We start from the raw sequence: 20214 nt of genomic DNA, 5'->3' as shown, positions 1-20214 counted from the left end.
CAACCCTCGATCGGAGTGTCGCGCATGGGTCAAGAATCGATGGCTGCCTGGATGTGCCGCCAGAAGCTCGTCTGGTGGGTTGCTTCGCTCGCCGCGGGCATCGCGGCGCCACGGGCTTTGGCGCAAGACGTCGCCGGCTGTGCGGGTACCCCCGCGAGCACGCCCATCGCCACGCCCACAGCGATCGTCGAGCTCTACACCTCGGAGGGTTGCAGCTCCTGCCCGCCCGCAGACCTTTGGCTCTCGGCGGTGCCGCGTGATGGCGCGGTGCTGGCCCTGGCCTTTCACGTGGACTACTGGGACAGCCCGGGCTGGGCGGACCGATTCGCCGATGCCAGCCACTCGGCCCGCCAACGCCAGCTTCAGGCCAGTGACGGGGCGCGCTTCGTCTACACGCCTCAGATCTTGGTCAACGGCCGCGACTTCCCCTCGTGGCGGCAATCGACGCCGACGGAGCTGCAGCGCGCGATCGGGCCGCGTTCCTCAGGGCCGGTTCCCGCCGTGGCGGTCCGCCGAGAGGGCCCGCAATGGGTGGCCGAGATCACGCCGGCCCCTGGGGCTTCGGAGCGGCAATACGCCGGCTACTGGGCGCTGCTGGAAGACGGCCACCGCAGCCGGGTGACCGCGGGCGAGAACGCCGGCCGGGCGCTGCAGCACGACCATGTGGTGCGGCGCTATCGGCCGGTGGGCGTGTGGCCGGCGCAGCAGGCCCAGCAATGGCGCTGGCCCGCGCCGCCTGAGGCGGAAGTAGGCCACGCCGGCCGCGCGGTGTTCGTGGTGACCGACGCCTCGGGCGGCCGCCCGCTGACGGCCGGCGGACGCGCCTGGACGACGGCCGCTGGCTGCCCCCCCGCCGAGACGCGCACCCGCCCCGGCGTCGCAGCCAGCAAGAGCGAGCGCTACTCCTTGCGGTAGCTGTCGTGGCAGGCTTTGCAGCTCTTGCCCACGTCGCCCACGGCGGCCTTGATCTGGTCGATGTTGCCGCTCTTGGCTGCCACGTTGAGCTTGGCGACTTCGTCGTTCATCTTGGCGGCGGCGGCCTTGAACTTGTCCTGCTCGGTCCAGATTTCCGGCTTGGCCTTGGTGTCACCGCTGCTGGTGCCATCGATGAACGCGGTGAACGGCAGCTTGGACAGTGTGGCGACGATGTCGGCGTTGGCCTGAGCTGCGGCGGCATCGAACGGCACCTTGCCGTTGGCCATGGCCGCAACGCGACCGAAATGGGACGCCATCACCGTGAACGCCGCCTTGCGGTACTTGATCGCGTCTTCAGGCTTCTGAAACTGTGCCGCAGCGGGGCCTGCGGCGACCAGGCCGGCGAGCGTGGCGACGGCCAGGACAAGACGTTTCATGCGGATCCTCCAGGGGTATTGGGAAAGGTCGTTGGACAGCATCGGCCTGCTCGGCCGATGGCGGTCTTCACAACGCCCTAGGCCTGGGATCAGGTCGATCGGGCCAGTGTACGCACCGACCTTGGCGGTGAGTGCCTCGCGATGGCGACCGGGTTGCTGGGGAAAGCCCTCGACCGACGCCGGGGTTGGCACCGCTGCAGCGCAGGGTTAAGGTGTCAGCCCCGCGCCCCGTTGCGCACTGCCCCCTTTGCCCACGATGCCAGCAGAAGACTGCCGCCACCTGGTTCCCACCCGCGTCTGGGATCTGCCCACCCGCTTGTTTCACGGGCTGCTCGCCGCCGCGGTGATCGGGCTGGTGATCACCGGGGTGACTGGCGGCAATGCGATCGAATGGCACATGCGTCTGGGCGTGGCCGTGGGGGCCCTGCTGGTGTTCCGCATCCTCTGGGGGTTGCTGGGCGGGCGCTGGTCGCGCTTCACTAGCTTTGTGTACGCCCCCGCTGCCGTGGGGCGCTACCTGCGCGGCCAGCCGCGGCCGACCGATCGTTTCGATGTCGGCCACAACCCGCTGGGCAGCCTGTCGGTGTTCGGCCTGCTCGCGGTGCTGGCGCTGCAGGTGGCAACCGGCCTGGTGGCGGACGACGAGATTGCCACCACGGGCCCGCTCAACCGCTTCGTCAGCGGCGCCACCGCCAGCCTGGCCACCGGTTGGCACAAAGGCTATGGCCAGTGGCTGATCTACGCCCTGGTCGGCCTGCACGTGGCCGCGATCGTCTTTTACGTGACACGCAAAAAGCAGGATCTGCTGCGGCCGATGTGGCATGGCAACAAGCTGCTGCCGCCCGGCACCCCCGCCAGCGCCGACCACCTCCGCTCGAGGCTGCTGGCGACCGTGCTGTTGGCGGCCTGCGGTGCGGCGGGCGTCTGGGTGTACCGGTTGGGTTGATGCGCGCCGCCACTGCGCCACGTCGTCAGGCCCTGCGCAGCCTGCCTCGCTTCTCACGGCACGAGCCCCGCGGTGGCGCGTCTTCATCCCCCCGGCCGTGATCGGCCACTAAACTTCCCGCTTTCAGCTCTGCCGCCCCCCGGCATGTCCACACCCGAGATACGGCTGTTCACGCCGGACACCCCCGAAGCGATCGAGGCCACCCGCGAGATCATGCGCGAGTACGCCGATTCGCTCGGCATCGACCTGCAGTTCCAGCGCTTCGAGGAAGAGCTGGCGAGCCTGCCGGGCGAGTACGACGAGCCGGGCGGTGGCCTGCTGCTGGCCCACGTCGATGGCGAATTGGCCGGCTGCGGCGCGTTCCGGCCGCTGGCAGACGCGGACTACGCCAACGCTTGCGAGATGAAGCGGTTGTATGTGCGACGCGCGTTCCGCCGCTTCGGCCTCGGCCGGCTGATCGCCGAGGCCCTGATGGACGCTGCCGTGCGGGCCGGCTATTCAGCGATGCTGCTGGACACGCTGGACGACATGGAGGCCGCGCGTGAGCTGTATGCCTCGCTCGGCTTCGAGACCATCCCGCCCTACTACTACAACCCGATTCCGGGCGCGCACTACCTGAAGGCCGACCTGAAGAGCGGCACCCACTGGTGACCTGACATCGCGGCAGCGGTCAGGCGGCTCGGCTCAACGTTGCAGCAGGCTGGCCGCGAGGCACAGGTCTTCCCAGGCCTTGGCCTTGTCCGCAGGCTGGCGCAGCAGATAGGCCGGGTGGTAGGTGACCACCAGCGGCACGCCGTCGTACTCATGGACACGGCCGCGCAGGCGGCCAATGGCATCGTTCGAGCGCAGCAGGGTCTGCACCGCAAAACGGCCCATGGCCAGGATGACCTTGGGCTGCACCAGGGCGAGCTGACGCCGCAGGAACGGTTCGCAGCGCGCCAGCTCGGCCGGCTCAGGGTTGCGGTTGCGAGGCGGGCGGCACTTCAAGGTGTTGGCGATGTAGACCTGCTGCTCGGGCGGGGCCTCGCTGCGGGTCAGGCCCAGCGCCTTCAGCATCTGGTCGAGCAACTGGCCGGCGGGCCCCACGAAGGGCTCGCCCTTGAGGTCTTCCTGTTCGCCCGGCGCTTCGCCCACGATCATCCAGTCGGCCTGGGGGTGGCCCACGCCGAACACGGTCTGGGTGCGGCTGTCGCACAGCGCGCAGGCGCGGCACGCGGCCACGGCCTCGCGCAGGGCCGGCCAGTCGAGCGCAGCGATGTCGTCGGCCAAAGGCGGCAGCGCCTCGGGGGGCGCCGGGTGAACGGCCATGGGCACGGCCGGTGCCGGCCCACGGGGCACAGGCCTTGCGGGCGCCGGCTGGGGCGATGCCGCGGCCGGCGCGGCAGGCACCGACTCGGCTTCGGCCAGCGCCAGGGGCGTGGGCTCGGCCACCTCGACCAACGCCGGCTCGACAGGCTGGGGCCGCGCGACGGGCGCCCACACGTTCAGCCCCATCGCGCGCAACATGGTGCGCTGGCGGTCAGTCCACGTCATGTCCGGCCCCCGAGCCCGCGATGCCGCCGCCATCGAGCGCCCAGCGCATCACCACCGCGTGCTCGCGCTCACCGTGCGGTGCGGGGTAGTAGCCCTTGCGCAATCCCACCGCTTCGAAGCCCCATTGCTCGTACAGGCGGCGAGCGCGGGCATTGCTTTCTCGGACTTCGAGCCAGATCTGGGCCGCGTTTTGAGCCCGGCCGACCTCGCCCAGCCGCGCCAGCAAGGCGCGCGCATGCCCCTGGCCCTGGTGCGCCGGGGCGACAGTGATGTTCAGCAGGTGCAGCTCTTCGACGCCGGCCATGGCCACGCTGTAGCCCAACAGCTCACGCCCGAAGACGCGCAGCTCGGCCAGGTAGCCGGCTGCCAAAGAGTCGGTGAAGTGGCCTCGAGACCACGGAAACGGGTAGGCCGCGGTTTCGATGGCCATGACCTGGTCCAGGTCGCTGACGGTCATCGGGCGGTGCGCGATGACCGACGGTGCGCGGCGGCCCAGCGCATTCACCGCGTGCCTCCATCGCCCTGGGCGGCGGCCGCCTTGGCGGCCAGTCGCTCGGCGGTGGTCAAGGCCACCTTGTCGCGCAGGTAGATCGGCAGCGCCTGCCGGGCGGGCACGCCCCGACCGGCCAACCAGGCCGCCCGCGCCAGGCGCAGCAGCGCCGCGGCCCGATCGGCGGCCTGGGGCCACAAACGCGCGTTGCCCCACGGCAGCCGCCCGGTGAAGGCACCGACGGCGGTGCCCGCGAGGTGCGACAGGCTGCCCTGCAACGACCACCTGGCAGCGAGCGACGGCAGGTCATACAGGGCGGGCGCATCGATGACGGTCCAGCTGCGGCCATCGTGGCGGTAGGACGCGGCGTAGGACTCGTCCATGCGCGCGTCCATGGCCACCCACACTGAAAAGGGTTCATCGGTGTCCGCGCCGAGGGCCTGGGCACGCGCGTCTTCTGCCACGATGAGCAGGCTGTCGATGGGCAGCACCGGGCAGCCGATGCCGAACGCCAGCCCTTGCGCCACCGACACCGCGGTGCGCAAACCGGTGAAGGCGCCCGGCCCCTGCCCGAACGCCACGGCGTTCAGGGCGGCCGGTGCGAGGCCACGCTGGGCCAGTAATTCGAGCGCCACGGGAATGAGCCGGTCGGAGGCCTGGGCCCCGCCTTCGGTGTTCACGGCCACCTGCGAGTCGCCATCGACGAGCCCCACCGCCATCGCTTCGGTGGCGGTGTCCAGTGCCAGCAGCCTCATGCGCGTGGCCGCGCCGGCCGATCGCGGCGGAGAAGGACGGCGGGCGGCTCGCTGACTGGCATCGGCGAAGTGTAGCCGTGCGAACATGCCGCCATGGGAAGCGGATCTCGGGTGAAGGCCAAGGCCTGGCGGCAGGCCATGTGCGGCGCGGCATGGCTCATGACGCTCGTCACCCCTGGCGCCATGGCACAAAGCCTGCCGGCCGAGGTGGAGGCGGCGCTGCAGCGCGGCAAGGTGCCGGCGAATGCGTTGTCGGCCGTCGTTCAGGAAGTGGGGCCCGGTAGCACGTTGCTGGCCTGGAACGATCAGCCGCTGGTCAATCCGGCCTCCCTGTTCAAGCTCGTCACCACCTATGCAGCGCTGGACCAGCTCGGCCCAGCGTGGACGTGGAGCACACCGGTGTACCTCACCGGCACCTTGCGCGAAGGCGTGCTCGACGGTTCGGTGGTGATCCAGGGCCGCGGGGACCCGAAGCTGGTGTTGGAACGGGTGTGGTTGCTGCTCAAGCGGCTGCAGCAACAGGCGGGCGTGAAGGCGATTCGCGGCGACATCCTGCTCGACCGCTCGGCCTTCGCGCCGCCTGAGCGGCAGCCCGGGGACTTTGACAACGAACCGTTCAAGCCGCAGAACGTGCAGCCCGATGCCTTGATGCTGAACTTCAAGGCGGTGAACTACACCTTCACGCCCGACCCCGTGGCCGGCGTGGCCCGCATCAGCGCCGAGCCGGCACTGGCGGGCGTGCAGGTGGACGCGACCGTGCCCTTGGCCGCCGGCCCTTGCGACGACTGGCGCACCGGTCTGAAGGCCCAGCTGGCAGAGCCGGCGAAGGTGCGGTTCGTCGGCAGCTACCCTGGCGCCTGCGGTGAGCGCGTCTGGCCCCTCGCATCCGCCGACCCGGCCGGCTACGCGGCGCGCCTGATCGAGGCGATGTGGCGTGAGCTCGGGGGCCGGCTCGACGGCACGGTGCGGGAAGGCAGCGTGCCCCAAGGCGCGCGGCTGGCGTTTGAGTTCCCGTCGCCCGCGCTGGCCGATGTGATCCGCGACATCAACAAGTTCAGCAACAACCTGATGGCGGAACAGCTCTTCCTGAGCTTGCCCACCGCCAGCCTGCTGCCGCCACCGTCTGCCACGACCTCACTCGCATCCGGCAACTCGATGGCGGCCTCTGCGCCAGCCTCGGCTCCCGCGACGGCAGCCGACGCACGCTCGGAGGCACGCGGCGCGGCAGGCAGCCTGGCGAAGGGCGCGCCCGTGGCGATGTCGCCCATCCGCCCTGAAGACGCCCGCGAACACCTGCGCCGCTGGGTGGCGGGCCGGCTGGGCGAGGCCGCCTTGCAGCAGGTGGTGGTCGACAACGGCTCCGGGCTCTCGCGAGACGCCCGAGTGAGCGCGCAGTGGTTGGCCCGCCTGCTGCAATCGGCCTGGGCGAGCCCGGTGATGCCGGAGCTGATCAGCTCATTGCCCGTCACCGGCACCGACGGCACGCTGAAGCGCTCCACCGCGACCGCCGGCCGCGCCCACCTCAAGACAGGCTCGCTGCGCGACGTGGCCGCCGTCGCCGGTTATGTGCTGGGCGACAGCGGCCGACGCTATGTGCTGGTGGCCATCGTCAACCATCCCAACGCCGGCGCATCCCGTGCCGCCCTCGACGCGCTGGTGCAGTGGGCGATCCATGACGCCGTGTCGCCCGGCGCCCGTTGTCCCTCGTGCCCCATGCGCCGACCCACCCCATGACCACAGACCAGCTGCTTCACTGGCTCGGCTATCCCGCCGCCTGCCTCACCACCTTCGCCTTCATCCCGCAGGCTTGGCTGACCTTGCGAACCCGCAATGTCAGCGGCATTTCTGCGCTGACGTATGCCGCCTTCACGCTGGGCGTCGTGCTGTGGCTGGCCTACGGCTGGCACGAGCGCGACTGGGCGCTGATCGCCGCCAACACCATCACGCTGCCGCTCGCCGCCAGCATCCTGTGGACCAAACTGCGCGAAGACGCCCGGGCGCGGCGCTCGCATCGCGAACGCCGGCCGCATTGAGCCCCGCCATGCGCGGGCGGCGACAGCGCCCGGCGCGCACCACGAAAAACGGCGGCCCCGTTGCCGGGGCCGCCGTGGCGTGTATCAGCCCTGAGGCCGCTCAGAAGCGGTAACCGACCCCGATGTTGATCGCGAGCGGATCGAGCTTGGTATCGATCGACTGACCGGTGGACAGGTGCGACGTGGTCTTCACGAACGACTTGATGACTGACATGTCGACGAACCAGTTGCGGTCGATCTTGACGGTGGCGCCAATCTGCGGCGACAAGCCCCAGGCATCGTCCACTTCAAGCAGCGTCGCCTCGCCGCCCGGGTTGGTCAGCGCCGTCAGGTTGGCCGTGCCTTCTTCACCATAGAAGTAGGCGTAGGTCAGGCCCAGCCCGACGTACGGGCGGATCATCGATTCCTTGTCCAGGAAGCGGTACTGCGCGAACAGCGTCGGCGACACCTGCTTGACCGACGAGATCTTGCCCACGCCCTTGATGGCGCCGTCACCGACGATGTCATGCTCGTAGGGCAGGCCGGCGTAGAACTCGAACGAGATGTCCGAGCTGTAGGCGTAGTTCAGCGTGAAGATCAGCGCGCCGGCTTCCTTCACGTCGATCTTCGTACCCGGGATGCTGGGCGCCGACAGATCACCGCTGCTGACTTGCGGAATGATCTGGTTGTAGCCGAGCTTCACCGACATGGTGCCGGCCTCCTGGGCCAACACCGACTGCGATGCGAACGAGAGGGCCGTCAGCACCAGCGCGGAGGTGAGTGTCTTCTTCATGGTTCGGAGGTCCTTGTTGCTGCGCGAACGCCGCCGGCTCACAGCCAGCCCTTCTTCGACATCTCGGCCGTGACCAACTGGGCCAACAGCTTGTAGCCGTAAGGCGTCGGGTGCACGGTGTCGGCGTATTGCCAGGTTTCGGTGACGCCGGCCACCAGGGTGTCGGTGGTGCAGACCAGCGAGGTCGGCAGCGACGCCAGCGCGCCCGTCAGGTCGCAGGCCGGCGTGGTGACGTTGGTCAGGCCGTACTGCGCCGGATGGGCCGCCTGATCCTGGCTGACGGTGTACGAGTCCACCAACAACACGTTGTCTTCAGTGCCTGCCAAGCCGGCGGCCAACTGGCCGTTGAAGGTGGTCAGCATGGCCGTCACCAGGGCCTGGGTGTCGCTGCTGGACAGGAAGGCCGGTGCCTTGGCCGCATCGGGCACGTTGACCACCACGACGCGCTTCGCACCGTTGGCCACGATCATCGTTTTGACATAGGCCGCGAGTTCACCGCCGGCCTGGCCCATGGCCGTGACGACCGCTTCGGACGCCTGGTCGGCAGGCATGCCAGCCCCCACCATGGCCTCGAAGGCCGCCAGCTGCATGAACAGGTCGTTGCCGCCGGCCATCACCGTGACGAGATCGTCGGCCGCGAAGCTGCCACCGACAGCCGCCAGGTGACGCCCGATCTGCTCGACGATGGGCTTCGTCAGTTGGCCGAGAGCGCCACCTTCATCACCAAGCGCCAGCAGCGCGGCGTTGCCCGGGCCGACGGGGTTGGTGACGCGAGCACCGCCTTGGGCGTAGCTGTAGCAACCTTCGTGGTTCACCGTGGCCACCGGGCCACCGAGCTCAGCCACGGAATTCAACCCCGTCTGGGCCGCGCACAAGGCCTCCAGGCCCAAGGTCGTGGAGAGCAACTCGGTCCAGTTGACCGCATCGCCCGTGTTGATCGTGTAGCGGCCGCCGCCAAACGACTGAACCACGCCCACGTTGTAGCTGCCGACATCGCTCAGGCTGTCGCCGAACGTGACCATCTTGCCGTACTCGACGCGCGGTGACTGGTCGCCTTCACCACCGCCGCTGCAAGCCACCAGCATGGCGGTCGCTGCGGCCGCCAACCATGACAGATGAAATTTCTTCATGCCCACCTCTCAAGAAACGAAGGGCCGCTCCCGGCACCGGCTGCACCGGCACGGGCTCGGCTGACCGAGCCCCAGGGGGCGCTCGTTTGCCCAAAATCGAACGACCGTTCGATTTAACGGAAAAACTATAAGAGGCGGTTTTCGGGCTCGCCGCCGGGGCAAACCCTCTGTGTGGCGGCGGCCTGACAGGACGCCGCCCGTGTCGTCAAAAGGGGTTTGGCGTGACCGGTGTCACGCCTGGCAACCCAGGGCGCCCGTCAGAACGGATTGTTGCGGGCGCGGTTCGCGGCCTGCGAGCCCAGGTAGCGATGGAGCGACAACGACGGGCGGGTGGCATCCGCCCAAAGGTAGGCCTCCGGGTTCGGCGTTGACGAATCGGTCGAGATGAGCGTGTTGGACGTGCAGGTCGGCAACGGTGCGCTTTCGTCGCACACCGCGGTGTCCGTGTTCGACAGACTGAATGCACCCGGCACCCGCACCATGCTGTGCTGCAGGTCGTCCATCAACAGCAAGCCCAGCTTGCTGCCGTCATTGATCAACTTCAGCCGCATGGCGGTGTTGAACTCGCGGCTGAGCCTCGTCAAAAGCCGCGAACGGGTGTCGCCATGCTCCAAGTCTTCGGCCTTGGCGAAGGGCGTCTGCCCCATGTCGGGCATGGTGCTCACCAACACTCGCGCACCGTCGGAAGCCAGCTCATTCACGCGAGCGGCCGCGCGTTCGCCCGCACTCTTCATGCGAGCCACCAGAATATCTTCGTCGTCTGCCGGAAAGCTGGCGTAAGCCTGCAGCACATCGTTCATGCCAACCAGCACCGTCGCGAGGTCATCGCCGCGAATGCTGTCGCTCGACGTGAAGGTCCGGATCTGGGTCTCGATGTCGTCAACCATCGCGCCCTCGGTGGCCAGCATCTTCGCTTTGGGATTGGCCACCGAATTGGGGTTGCACTCCGCGAAGACCATGCCGTACTGCGCTGCCAGGATCTGCACCCAAATCAAGCTGCCGCCACACTGAAGGGCGTCGTTGTCGTCCACCGAGTTGACCGTGTACTTGTAGCCATCGTTGGTCAGCAGGCTCAGCTCGTCGCCGAAAACCAGCAGGCGCCCCGGCTCGAACACGTCGACCTGGCTGGTGCTGCCGCCGCAACCGGCCAGAACGCCTGCCACCAGCGCAGTGCCCGCCGCGAGGCGCCAGGCACGAGAGGCCCGGCGGGCCCACGAAGTCGAAATCATGCTCATTCCAATACGGTGATTGCAGTGGCCACGCGCAGCCTTCAGCCGGCTGCCGCAGCGCGTTGAAGTCGATCCCGAACGCCGTCCCAGGCCGAGTCGGCAGGCGGGGTCTCGATCCAGATCAAGGGTGTGCCGAAAGCGTCGAGCTCGCGCAGCACACCGAACAAGGCCCGTGCGGCGGCAGCGGCGTCCGCCGGCATCGCTCGGCCCGGGATGCCCGCAGGCAGCGGGCCCACGGTTCGGGAATATACCGCCACGGGCGCGGCTGACCCGGAGGCGACCGGGCCCAGCACGGACAACGCCGCCTTCAGCGCGGCACCTTCCATCAGCCGCACCCGGGCACGCGGGGCGTAGTGCGCGTCGAGCGTGCCCGAAGCCCGCGGCGCTTGTCGATCGCGCTCGGCCAACGGCTCGCCACCCAGCGCCGCCTCGATGCGTTCGCGCGTCAGCGTACCCGGGCGCAAGAGCACCGCCCGATCACGGCTGCAGTCCACGATCGCCGACTCGATGCCCACGTCGCAAGCACCCCCGTCGAGCACCCACAGCGCTGCATCGAATTCACCTGCGACATGGTCGGCCCGGGTCGGGCTCACCTTGCCGAAACGGTTGGCGCTGGGCGCCGCCACGCCGGGCACGCCACGCCGAGCCGCTTCCAACAGCAAAGCATGCGCGACCGGATGCGCCGGGCAACGCAGACCGATGGTGTCCTGCCCGCCCGCGGCGGCGGCCGCGATGCCCGGCGCGCGCGGCACGATGACGGTCAAGGGTCCCGGCCAGAAGGCGGCGGTCAGCCGCTGCGCGCGCTCGGGCCACTGGGCGGCGAACGCTCGCGCAGCTTCGGCATGGGCCACGTGCACGATCAAGGGATGATCGGCCGGCCGCCCCTTGGCAGCGTAGATGCGGGCCACGGCGGCATCGTCGTCCGCCCGCGCTCCCAAGCCGTAGACGGTCTCCGTCGGGAAGGCAACGAGTTGGCCATCGGCCAAGCGCTGCGCGGCGTCGCCCAGCACCATCGCGTCGGACCCGTTCAACACCGGCATGTCAGAAGGCCGGCAGGCCCAGGATGGCACAGGCCTGCAGGGCGCGCTCAAGCGCCTCGGAGGCGGTGGCGCCAGTGATCGTCAGGTGGCCCATCTTGCGGCCAGGTCGAGCATCTGCCTTGCCATAGAGATGCAGATGCGCGCCCGGCAATGCCAACACCTCGGCCCAGCGCGGCGTGTGAGCGACGTGGGCATCGGCCGCGAACCACAGATCGCCCAGCAGGTTGAGCATCACCGCCGGCGAATGCAACCGAGGCGCGATAAGAGGCAGGCCCGCCATGCAGCGCACTTGCAAGTCGAACTGCGACACGTCGCAGGCGTCGATCGTGTAGTGGCCCGAGTTGTGAGGCCGCGGCGCCATTTCGTTGGCCACCAGGCGCGGCGAATCGTCGGCCCCGGCGACCACGAAGAATTCAACGCACAACACCCCGACGTAGCCCATCGATGCGGCGATGGCCTTCGCGCAGCGCGCAGCGTCTTCGGCCAACTCGGCAGAAACCTGGGGCGCTGGCACTTGCGTCACGGCGAGGATGCCATCCCGGTGAAGGTTCTGCTGCACGGGGAACGTCACCGCATCACCATCGCCACCACGGGCCACGATCACCGACAGCTCGTTTTGCAACGGCAGCATCTGCTCGAGCACGCAACGCGCCTTGCCCAGCTTCTGCCAGGCTTGCGTCAATTCATCGCGGGTCGCCACGCGCACCTGGCCTTTGCCGTCGTAACCCAAGGTCGCGGTCTTGAGGATGCCCGGCAAGAGCGCTGCGTCGACCGATGCCAGCGCTGCGTCGGAATCGACCACCGCATACGGCGCGCAGGGCACCCCCGCCCGCTGGAAATGCGCTTTCTCGGCGGCGCGGTCCTGGCAGATGGCCACCGCATCGGCGCCGGGCGCGACCGGACGCGACTGAGCCAGCACGCGCAAGGCGGGCGCGGGCACGTTCTCGAACTCGGTGGTCACCGCATCCGCCACGCGCGCCAGTTCGGCCAAGGCGGCGGTGTCGGTGTAGGCGGCCGCCAAATGGTGATGCGACACCAATCCTGCGGGGCTGGTGGGGTCGGCATCGAGCACGGCGGTGGCGTAGCCCATCGATTGGGCGGCATGCACGAACATGCGCCCCAACTGGCCGCCGCCCATCACCCCCAGCGTGGCGCCCGGCAACAGTGTTTTGACCGGCGCGCTCATTTCAGGTCGGCGCTCATCGCACGCGCCGCCTCCGTCTGGCGAGAGCGATAGTCGGCCAGTTGCTGGCCCAGCGCGGCATCACCGTGGGCCAGCATCGCCACTGCGAACAGCGCCGCGTTGGCCGCACCCGCCGTGCCAATGGCGAATGTCGCCACCGGAATGCCTTTGGGCATCTGCACGATCGAATGCAGCGAGTCGACGCCCTGCAGGTGGCGGCTGGCCACCGGCACGCCCAGCACCGGCACCACGGTCTTGGCAGCCAACATGCCCGGCAGGTGGGCGGCACCGCCGGCGCCGGCAATGATCGCTCGCAGGCCTCGCCCCGCCGCGGCATCGGCGTAGGCGAACATGTCGTCGGGCATTCGATGGGCCGAGACGACACGGGCTTCGTAAGGGATGCCGAACTCGGCGAGAATCTGGGCGGCGATCTGCATGGTGTCCCAGTCACTGGACGACCCCATCACGATGCCGACCACGGGCAGGGCAGACTCCAAGCTGCGGCTCCGGGTCACGGGAAAACCGCGATTTTAGGCTGCGCTTGTTTCGCACCCGTTCGTCCCCAGTTCACATTCCGACATGATCGACATCACCATTCAGAACTTTGAGGCTGAGCTGATCGGCGCGTCCATGCGCCAGCCGGTGCTGCTGGACATCTGGGCGCCGTGGTGCGGCCCCTGCAAAAGCCTCGGTCCGGTGCTGGAAAAGCTGGAGAACGACTATGGCGGCCGTTTTCTGCTCGCCAAGCTCAACAGCGACGAACAACCGGAGATCGCCAGCCAACTGAGCCAGGCGTTCGGCGTCCGATCGATTCCCTTCTGCGTGCTGTTCTCGCAGGGGCAGCCGATCGACGGCTTCGTGGGTGCCCTGCCGGAATCGGAGGTGCGCAAGTTTCTCGACAAGCATGTGCCCAGTGCCGACGAACTCGAGGCCGATGCCGACGTGGCCGAAGCCGAGCAGTTGCTGGCCGAAGGGGGCGATGTCGACGAAGCCATCGCGCGCTTGCAAGAGGCAGTGGCCATCGATCCGGCCAACGACACCGCCCGCTATGACTACCTGAAGCTGTTGATCGCCCAGGCCGCCGCGCAGCCCGCTCGGCTGGCGCAGGCCCGCCAGGCGTTTGAGCCGGTGGCGCCCAAGGTGCTTTCAGACAGCCGCTTTGCGGCCATCGAGCATGCACTGAAAGCCTCGGAGGCGGCCAGCCGCGCTCGGCCGATGGACACGCTCGACGCTGCCATCCAGGCCAATCGACGTGACTTCGAGGCCCGGTTCGAGCGGGCCCAGGTCCTGTGGGCCCATGGCCAGCCGACCGACGCGATGGACGAGTTGCTCGAGATCCTGATGCGCGACAAAGCCTGGAACCAGGAGCTGGCGCGCAAGACTTACGTCGCGATCCTGGAGCTGATGACCCGGCCCGCGCCCAAGGCCGACGCAGCCAGCGGCGCCGCCAAGGGCACGTTGGAGCTCACCGGCAAGGCGGCCGCGACGCCGGTGTCAGACCCGGTGGTCGATCAGTACCGCCGCAAGCTGAGCATGGCCTTGTTCTGATCTCGCCTGCGGCCTTTCCCGCCCATCCGTCCCCGCCCTCAAACGATGGGCACACGGAGCCCTGGGGGGGCCGAAGAAACACCGCCACCGCGTCGCTGCCGCGGGAATGGCGCCACGCCAGCGATGTCCGGCCGGACGAGCCCTAACCTACTTGTCGGCGGGCACCAGTCGCTCGAGCATGTCGTCCAAAGCCTGGCATGTGGTGCGCCGATAGGCGTCGTACTCGGCGAACGCCTTGTCCGCCTCAGCTTGCAGCGCCTCGGCGATGCTGTCGCGCCCACCATGGCGGTGGATACGGGCCAGACGGGCATACGCGGCAGCACGGTCGTCGGCATCGCGCTGGGCACCCACCGCCGCCTCGGCCGCGCGCGCATCCGCCAACGCCTGTGACACATGACCGAGACGGACGTGGCACCAGGCCCGATCGGCCAGCAGGCGGGCCTCGCGGTGGGCCATGCCTTCCAGCCGCGCACGGTCCAGGTGCTCATCGAACAGCCTTGCGGCTTCGTCGAAGCGCCCCAGTGCCACCAGCAACTGAGCGCGCGTCACCGGCACCATCGCCGACAACGACGCCACACCGGTACCCCAGTCGTAGTTGGCGGTCGATTCCGCCTCCAGCAGCGCCTTGCGGGCTTGCTCGGGATCGGCCCGGCCGAAGGCATCGTCCAGCGCGATCTGGCCCGAACGCATGGCCGAGATGTTGTGCAGCAAGACGCTGATCATCGAGCTGTCACCGTCGGCGCTGGCATGGGCTCGCGCCCGCAGGTACCAGGTCTGCGACTTGGCATCGTCACCGCTGCAGCGGTAGGTGTCGGCCAAGACCAGGCCCACTCGCGCATGGGCCGGATGCTGATCCGGCTCGGCCAGGCGCAAGGCGGTGGTCACATGGCCGATCAGTGCTGGTGTGTCGGAAGCGTTGAAGGCGCAGTTGGCCAGCCATGACGCCGCGAGCGCCTGCATCGGCGCATGGCCGATGCTCTCGGCCAGGTCGAAGGCGCGCTGGAACTTCTCCACCGCCTTGGGGGCGATCGAATCGAAGTGGTCGATCTGGCCCTCGACCAGGCTGATCCACGCGGACAGCAGCGTGTCCTTGTGGCGCTGGTTCTGGGTGCGCAGCCCACCCAGGGCGAAGCGCGCATCCGACAGCAGGCCCAGCCGCGCAATCGCGCCGGCCCGCTCGGCCTTAAGGTACTCGCGCTGCAGGGGATCGGCGGCGGCGCCGATCGCGCCATCCAGACGTTCGATCAGGCGGGAGGCGACCATCGCGCGGCTCCCGGTTCAGCGAGCGCTCAGCCGCTCGAACGCTTCGCGGTACTTCGCGGCCGTGCGCTCGACGACCTCCGCCGGCAGCGGCGGCGCCGGCGGCGTCTTGCCCCACGGTTGGCCGTTCACGGTGGCCTGCAGCAGCCAGTCACGCACGAACTGCTTGTCGTAGCTGGGCGGGTTGGCGCCCTCCTTGACGGCGTCTGCGTAACCCTCGACCGGCCAGTAGCGCGATGAATCCGGTGTCAGCACCTCATCCATCAGCGTGAGCGTGCCGTCTGCATCCAAGCCGAATTCGAACTTGGTGTCCGCGATGATGATGCCCTTGGTCAGCGCGAACGCCGCCGCTTCGGTGTACAGGCGGATGGCCACGGCCCGCACCTGTTCGGCCAGGGGGCGGCCAATCTGGTCGGCCGCCTGCTCGAAGGAAATGTTCTCGTCGTGTTCACCCATCTCGGCTTTGGTGGCGGGGGTGAAGATGGGCTCCGGCAGCTTGGCGGCATTCGTCAGACCGGCCGGCAACGCCACGCCGCAGACCGACTGGGATTGCTGGTACTCTTGCCAACCCGAGCCCGCCAGGTAGCCGCGCACCACCGCCTCGATGGGGATGGGCTTCAGGCGCTTGACCAGCATCGAGCGGCCCCGCACCTGCGCCACCTCGTCAGCCGCCACCACCGATTCCGGCGCATCGCCGGTGAGATGGTTCGGCACCACATGATTCAGGCGCTCGAACCAGAACAGCGCCATCTGGGTCAGCAACTCGCCCTTGCCCGGGATGGGCTCGCCCATGACGACATCGAACGCCGACAAGCGGTCGCTCGCGATCATCAGGATGCGGTCGTTGCCGACCGCGTAGTTGTCACGCACCTTGCCGCGCGCCAGGAGGGGAAGGGAGTGCAGCGAACTCTGAAGCAGCGTCGAGGTCATGGCGCGGACGGTGAAATGAGCCTTGGATTGTAGGTGGCCAGATTTGGATGCCCAAGCAAAAGCGGCCCTCGAAGGGCCGCTTGATACTTGCTGATGAGTCAGAGTGCCGGGCGCTCAGACCACCGTCTGGGCCAACTCGCCGCCAGCATAGCGCTTGGCCATGTCCTCCATCGACACCGCCTTGATCTTGCCAGCCTGGCCTTCACACCCGAATTCGAGGTAGCGCTGCTTGCAGATCTTCATCGCAGCTTCGCGAGCGGGCTTGAGCCACTCGCGGGCGTCGAACTTGTCGGGGTTCTCGGCCATGAACTTGCGCACCGCGCCAGTCATCGCCAGGCGGATGTCGGTGTCGATGTTGATCTTGCGCACGCCATGCTTGATGGCTTCCTGGATCTCCTCGACCGGGACGCCGTAGGTCTCCTTCATCTTGCCGCCGTACTGGTTGATGATCGCCAGCAAATCCTGCGGCACCGACGAGGAGCCGTGCATCACCAGGTGGGTGTTCGGGATGCGCTTGTGGATTTCCTTCACGCGGCCGATCGCCAAGATGTCACCGGTGGGCTTGCGGGTGAACTTGTAGGCGCCGTGGCTGGTGCCGATGGCGATGGCCAGGGCGTCCAGCTGGGTGCGCTTGACGAAGTCGGCCGCCTGCTCCGGGTCGGTGAGGAGCTGGTCGTGGGTCATCACGGCGTCGGTGCCGTGGCCATCTTCCTTGTCGCCTTGCATGGTCTCGAGCGAGCCCAGGCAGCCAAGCTCGCCTTCGACCGTCACGCCCTGGGCGTGGGCCATGTCGACCACCTTGCGGGTCACGTCGACGTTGTATTCGTAGCTGGCGATCGTCTTGCCGTCGGCCTCGAGCGAACCGTCCATCATCACCGAGCCGAAGCCCAGTGCCATCGCACCTCGGCACACATCCGGGCTTTGGCCATGGTCCTGGTGCATCACCAGCGGAATCTGTGGCCAGGCCTCGACGGCCGCCTGGATCAGGTGCTTGATGAAGGCTTCACCGGCGTACTTTCGAGCCCCGGCGCTGGCCTGCAGGATCACCGGCGCGCCGACTTCCGCCGCGGCGGTCATCACGGCCTGGACCTGCTCCAGGTTGTTGACGTTGAAAGCCGGGATGCCATAGCCGTTTTCGGCGGCATGGTCCAGCAGTTGGCGCATGGAAACGAGAGGCATGGTCTTCCTCGCTGCAGTTGAAAAACGGGCCCCGGCGCCGGGCGGGCGGGGCCGCCAACGTCGTGCTGAACGTGGGGCCGGGCCGATGTAATCGCGCCGTAACTCGTCGGATTCTACCGAGCGCCCCCATCCGCCCTCCCCCACTGAAGGCGTGACAAGCAGCACACGTGCCAGGCGCCGGCGCGTCCCTTCGGCGGGGAACTGGGCCGGAAAGCCGCCGCTTTTCCGGCTCCAGTTTGCGCCGCTTCGGCGAACACTGTGAGCCAGGAAACCCCGAGGCCGCCGGCGCACCCCGCAGCCCTCCGACAGTCCGTGACAGGAAGCCCATCATGGCCCGTATCGAACTCGCACAAGTCACCACCTGGATCACCCGCCTGGCCGAAGAACGCCCGGCCGACCTGCCCAAGGCCGTTGCCGAACGGGCCGGGTGCGGCATCGGCAAGGCCCGCTCGCTCGTCAAGCAGCTCGAGAGCCTGGGCTGGCTGCAGATTCAGGGCGAAGGACGACGCGCCCGCTATTCGCCGGGCCGGTTGCGGCAGATCGTGCAGCGCTACCCCTTGGTCGCCTTGAACGAAGATCTGCCCTGGTCACGCGACTTCGCGCCGCACTTCGAGATGCCCAAGAACGTGCGGCAGATGATGCAGCACGCCTTCACCGAGCTGCTCAACAACGCGATCGACCACAGCGAAGGACAGTTCGTCACGATTTCGATGCGGCAGACACCGGCGCACCTGCAGCTGCTGGTCTCGGATGACGGTCGCGGCCTGTTCGACAAGATTCGCGAGGGTTTCGAAATCGAAGACCCCGCGATGGCGATGCTGGAGCTGTCCAAGGGCAAGCTGACCAGCGCACCCGATCGCCACACCGGTCGGGGCCTGTACTTCACTTCACGCCTGGCAGACGTCTTCGACCTGCACGCCAACGCGGTCGCGTTCCAGCATCGCGAGTGGGACCCCCGCAGCTGGAAGCAGACCCGCGCCGTGAAGCAGCAGCAAGGCAGCGCGATCTATCTCGCGATTTCGCTGGACACGAACCGCACGCTCGACGAGGTGATGCGATCGGCCAGCCTGGACACCCAGAACTACTCGATCGAGCGCACCACGCTGCCGTTGCGCCTGATCGTCAATGAGGAAACCGGGCTCGAATCGCGCGCACAAGCCCGGCGCGTGGCCGCTCGGCTCACCGAATTCAAGCAGGCCGAACTGGATTTCACCGGCATCGACCACATCGGCCAAGGCTTCGCCGACGAACTGTTCCGCGTCTTCGGCCGCAACCAGACCCAGGTGCAGCTGCTCGTCAAGAACGCTGCCCCGCGGGTCACGGCCATGATCGACCTCGCGCGGGCCGCCTGACGTCGTTCCGGGCGCGCGCGGCGCCGCCCGGGAGTGCCGTGGGGGTCAGCCGACTCGGCAGACCTTCAGCATGTTCGTGCCGCCGGGGTAGCCCATCGGCTCGCCGCAGGTGATGGCGTAGGTGTCGCCGGGTTTCAGCACATTGCGCGCGACGAGCAGGCGCTCGGCTTCGGCCAGGGCCTGGTCGCGGTCGGAGTGGTTGGCCATGAGGATCGGGCGGACGTTGCGGTACAGCGCCATGCGCGACTGCGAACGCTCCTGGCTCGTCAGGCCGTAGATGGGCACCTTGATGTTGTGGCGGCTCATCCACAGCGCGGTGGAGCCGGACTCCGTCAGCGCGATGATGGCCTTGCAGCCCAGGTGGTGCGCGGTGAAGAGTGCGCCCATGGCGATCGACTGGTCGATGCGGCCGAACTGCTTGTTGGAGAAGTCGGCGTCGAGGCGAACCTCGTCGGCGCGCTCGGCCTCGAGCGCGATCGCCGCCATTTGCTCCACCGTCTCGACCGGGTACTTGCCGGCCGCCGTTTCGGCGCTGAGCATCACGGCGTCCGTGCCGTCCAGCACCGCGTTCGCCACGTCCGACACCTCGGCGCGGGTGGGCACCGGCGCCAGGATCATCGATTCCATCATCTGCGTGGCGGTGATCGCGATCTTGTCCAGCTCGCGCGCCATGCGAATCATCTTCTTCTGCAGCGCCGGCACCGTCGCGTTGCCGACCTCGACCGCCAGATCGCCGCGGGCGACCATGATGCCGTCGCTGGCGCGCAGGATCGCGTCGAGGTGCGGGATGGCCTCGCTGCGCTCGATCTTCGCGATCATCGCGGGCTTGTGGCGCCACGGCTCACCGGCCACGTTGGCCAGTTGGCGCGCCATTTCCATGTCGGTGGCGTTCTTCGGGAAGCTCACCGCCAGGTAGTCGCACTGGAAGCTCATCGCCGTCTTGATGTCTTCCATGTCCTTGGCGGTCAACGCCGGCGCGGTCAGGCCACCACCTTGCTTGTTGATGCCCTTGTTGTTGGACAGCTCGCCACCGATTTTGACCAGCGTGTGCACCTGGTCGCCCGCCACCCGGTCGACGGTGAGCACGATCAGGCCGTCGTTCAACAGCAGCGTGTCGCCCGGCTTCACATCGCGCGGCAGTTCCTTGTAGTCCAGACCGACACCGTCGATGTCGCCGGGCTCGGTGCGCGCCGCGTCCAGCACGAAGCGCGCGCCGTTTTCGAGCATCACCTTGCCTTCGGCGAACTTGCCGACGCGGATCTTCGGGCCCTGCAGGTCAGCCATCAACGCGATCGGCTTGCCCACCCGTGCCGCGCACTGGCGCACCAGATTGGCTCGATCGATGTGGTCCTGCGCCTTGCCGTGGCTGAAATTCAGCCGCACCACGTCCACCCCGGCTCGGAGCAGCCGCTCCAGCACCGCGGGATCGCTGGAGGCCGGGCCGAGGGTCGCAACGATCTTGGTGGCGCGGGACATGGGAGC

At 68.3% G+C, this 20214-nt stretch carries 21 protein-coding genes; 7 read left to right on the top strand and 14 right to left on the bottom strand.

The window, feature by feature from the left end; genetic code table 11:
- The first annotated feature begins 24 nt into the window (after window positions 1-24).
- Complete coding sequence (locus tag AACH06_RS16375) at window positions 25-915, top strand: DUF1223 domain-containing protein (RefSeq protein WP_341426815.1); 891 nt, start codon at window positions 25-27, stop codon at window positions 913-915.
- Here the strand turns inward: AACH06_RS16375 and AACH06_RS16370 are convergent.
- Complete coding sequence (locus AACH06_RS16370; protein ID WP_341426814.1) at window positions 900-1352, bottom strand: c-type cytochrome; 453 nt, start codon at window positions 1350-1352, stop codon at window positions 900-902. The two genes, AACH06_RS16375 and AACH06_RS16370, sit on opposite strands and share 16 nt — an antisense overlap.
- Before the next feature lie 256 nt (window positions 1353-1608).
- On the opposite strand from AACH06_RS16370, the gene AACH06_RS16365 reads away from it, so the two are divergent.
- Window positions 1609-2298: a cytochrome b/b6 domain-containing protein gene (locus tag AACH06_RS16365; RefSeq protein WP_341426813.1), complete on the top strand. Its 690-nt coding sequence runs from the start codon at window positions 1609-1611 to the stop codon at window positions 2296-2298.
- Between the two features lie 144 nt (window positions 2299-2442).
- Window positions 2443-2949 carry a GNAT family N-acetyltransferase gene (locus AACH06_RS16360; protein WP_341426812.1) on the top strand — a complete coding sequence of 169 codons (507 nt, stop codon included), beginning with the start codon at window positions 2443-2445 and terminating at the stop codon, window positions 2947-2949.
- A gap of 33 nt (window positions 2950-2982) precedes the next feature.
- Here the strand turns inward: AACH06_RS16360 and AACH06_RS16355 are convergent, their stop codons facing one another.
- From AACH06_RS16355 to tsaB, 3 genes are read right to left on the bottom strand one after another with little or no spacing between them, the layout of a single operon-like run.
- Window positions 2983-3831 (bottom strand): uracil-DNA glycosylase, encoded by an 849-nt coding sequence (locus AACH06_RS16355; RefSeq protein ID WP_341426811.1) that lies wholly within the window; start codon window positions 3829-3831, stop codon window positions 2983-2985.
- Window positions 3818-4336 (bottom strand): ribosomal protein S18-alanine N-acetyltransferase, encoded by a 519-nt coding sequence (gene rimI / locus AACH06_RS16350; protein WP_341426810.1) that lies wholly within the window; start codon window positions 4334-4336, stop codon window positions 3818-3820. Before rimI ends, AACH06_RS16355 begins: the two co-directional genes overlap by 14 nt.
- Window positions 4333-5076, bottom strand: a complete 744-nt coding sequence (gene tsaB, locus AACH06_RS16345) for a tRNA (adenosine(37)-N6)-threonylcarbamoyltransferase complex dimerization subunit type 1 TsaB (protein WP_341426809.1) — start codon at window positions 5074-5076, stop codon at window positions 4333-4335. Before tsaB ends, rimI begins: the two co-directional genes overlap by 4 nt.
- Before the next feature lie 93 nt (window positions 5077-5169).
- On the opposite strand from tsaB, the gene dacB reads away from it, so the two are divergent.
- Together dacB and AACH06_RS16335 are read left to right on the top strand one after the other, a co-directional pair.
- Window positions 5170-6810, top strand: coding sequence for a D-alanyl-D-alanine carboxypeptidase/D-alanyl-D-alanine endopeptidase (gene dacB, locus AACH06_RS16340; protein WP_341426808.1), 1641 nt, complete (start codon window positions 5170-5172; stop codon window positions 6808-6810).
- Entirely contained in the window at window positions 6807-7109 is a 303-nt protein-coding gene (locus tag AACH06_RS16335) for a SemiSWEET family sugar transporter (protein WP_341426807.1), read from the top strand. Before dacB ends, AACH06_RS16335 begins: the two co-directional genes overlap by 4 nt.
- 100 nt (window positions 7110-7209) lie before the next feature.
- Here the strand turns inward: AACH06_RS16335 and AACH06_RS16330 are convergent, their stop codons facing one another.
- The 6 genes from AACH06_RS16330 to purE all read right to left on the bottom strand — a co-directional run bounded on the left by AACH06_RS16330 (window position 7210) and on the right by purE (window position 12927).
- A complete protein-coding gene (locus tag AACH06_RS16330; RefSeq protein WP_341426806.1) occupies window positions 7210-7881 on the bottom strand; it encodes an OmpW/AlkL family protein in 672 nt (223 codons plus the stop codon).
- 38 nt (window positions 7882-7919) lie between these two features.
- Window positions 7920-9011, bottom strand: a complete 1092-nt coding sequence (locus tag AACH06_RS16325; RefSeq protein ID WP_341426805.1) for an SGNH/GDSL hydrolase family protein — start codon at window positions 9009-9011, stop codon at window positions 7920-7922.
- 257 nt (window positions 9012-9268) lie between these two features.
- Entirely contained in the window at window positions 9269-10240 is a 972-nt protein-coding gene (locus AACH06_RS16320) for an SGNH/GDSL hydrolase family protein (protein WP_341426804.1), read from the bottom strand.
- Window positions 10241-10281: 41 nt separating this feature from the next.
- Window positions 10282-11280, bottom strand: coding sequence for an L-threonylcarbamoyladenylate synthase (locus tag AACH06_RS16315; RefSeq protein WP_341426803.1), 999 nt, complete (start codon window positions 11278-11280; stop codon window positions 10282-10284).
- A gap of 1 nt (window position 11281) precedes the next feature.
- Window positions 11282-12466 (bottom strand): 5-(carboxyamino)imidazole ribonucleotide synthase, encoded by a 1185-nt coding sequence (locus AACH06_RS16310; protein WP_341426802.1) that lies wholly within the window; start codon window positions 12464-12466, stop codon window positions 11282-11284.
- Complete coding sequence (gene purE / locus AACH06_RS16305; RefSeq protein ID WP_341426943.1) at window positions 12463-12927, bottom strand: 5-(carboxyamino)imidazole ribonucleotide mutase; 465 nt, start codon at window positions 12925-12927, stop codon at window positions 12463-12465. The genes AACH06_RS16310 and purE overlap by 4 nt, the downstream gene beginning before the upstream one ends.
- Before the next feature lie 115 nt (window positions 12928-13042).
- Here purE and AACH06_RS16300 point away from each other — a divergent pair, with 115 nt between their 5' ends.
- Window positions 13043-14011, top strand: coding sequence for a tetratricopeptide repeat protein (locus tag AACH06_RS16300; protein ID WP_341426801.1), 969 nt, complete (start codon window positions 13043-13045; stop codon window positions 14009-14011).
- A gap of 147 nt (window positions 14012-14158) precedes the next feature.
- On the opposite strand, the gene AACH06_RS16295 is transcribed toward AACH06_RS16300, so the two are convergent.
- The 3 genes from AACH06_RS16295 to fba all read right to left on the bottom strand — a co-directional run bounded on the left by AACH06_RS16295 (window position 14159) and on the right by fba (window position 17380).
- Window positions 14159-15274: a hypothetical protein gene (locus AACH06_RS16295; RefSeq protein WP_341426800.1), complete on the bottom strand. Its 1116-nt coding sequence runs from the start codon at window positions 15272-15274 to the stop codon at window positions 14159-14161.
- Between the two features lie 15 nt (window positions 15275-15289).
- The gene (locus AACH06_RS16290; protein WP_341426799.1) at window positions 15290-16201 is read right to left on the bottom strand and encodes a phosphoribosylaminoimidazolesuccinocarboxamide synthase; all 912 of its coding nucleotides are present in this window, start codon (window positions 16199-16201) and stop codon (window positions 15290-15292) included.
- A gap of 114 nt (window positions 16202-16315) precedes the next feature.
- Entirely contained in the window at window positions 16316-17380 is a 1065-nt protein-coding gene (gene fba, locus AACH06_RS16285; protein ID WP_341426798.1) for a class II fructose-bisphosphate aldolase, read from the bottom strand.
- Between the two features lie 329 nt (window positions 17381-17709).
- Here fba and AACH06_RS16280 point away from each other — a divergent pair, with 329 nt between their 5' ends.
- Complete coding sequence (locus tag AACH06_RS16280; RefSeq protein ID WP_341426797.1) at window positions 17710-18732, top strand: STAS-like domain-containing protein; 1023 nt, start codon at window positions 17710-17712, stop codon at window positions 18730-18732.
- Window positions 18733-18777: 45 nt separating this feature from the next.
- Here the strand turns inward: AACH06_RS16280 and pyk are convergent, their stop codons facing one another.
- Window positions 18778-20208 carry a pyruvate kinase gene (pyk, locus tag AACH06_RS16275; protein WP_341426796.1) on the bottom strand — a complete coding sequence of 477 codons (1431 nt, stop codon included), beginning with the start codon at window positions 20206-20208 and terminating at the stop codon, window positions 18778-18780.
- Window positions 20209-20214 lie beyond the last annotated feature (6 nt).

The organism is Ideonella lacteola (assembly GCF_038066555.1).
GTDB lineage: Bacteria > Pseudomonadota > Gammaproteobacteria > Burkholderiales > Burkholderiaceae_C > Ideonella > Ideonella lacteola.
This window is presented reverse-complemented; position numbering and strand designations above follow the sequence as displayed.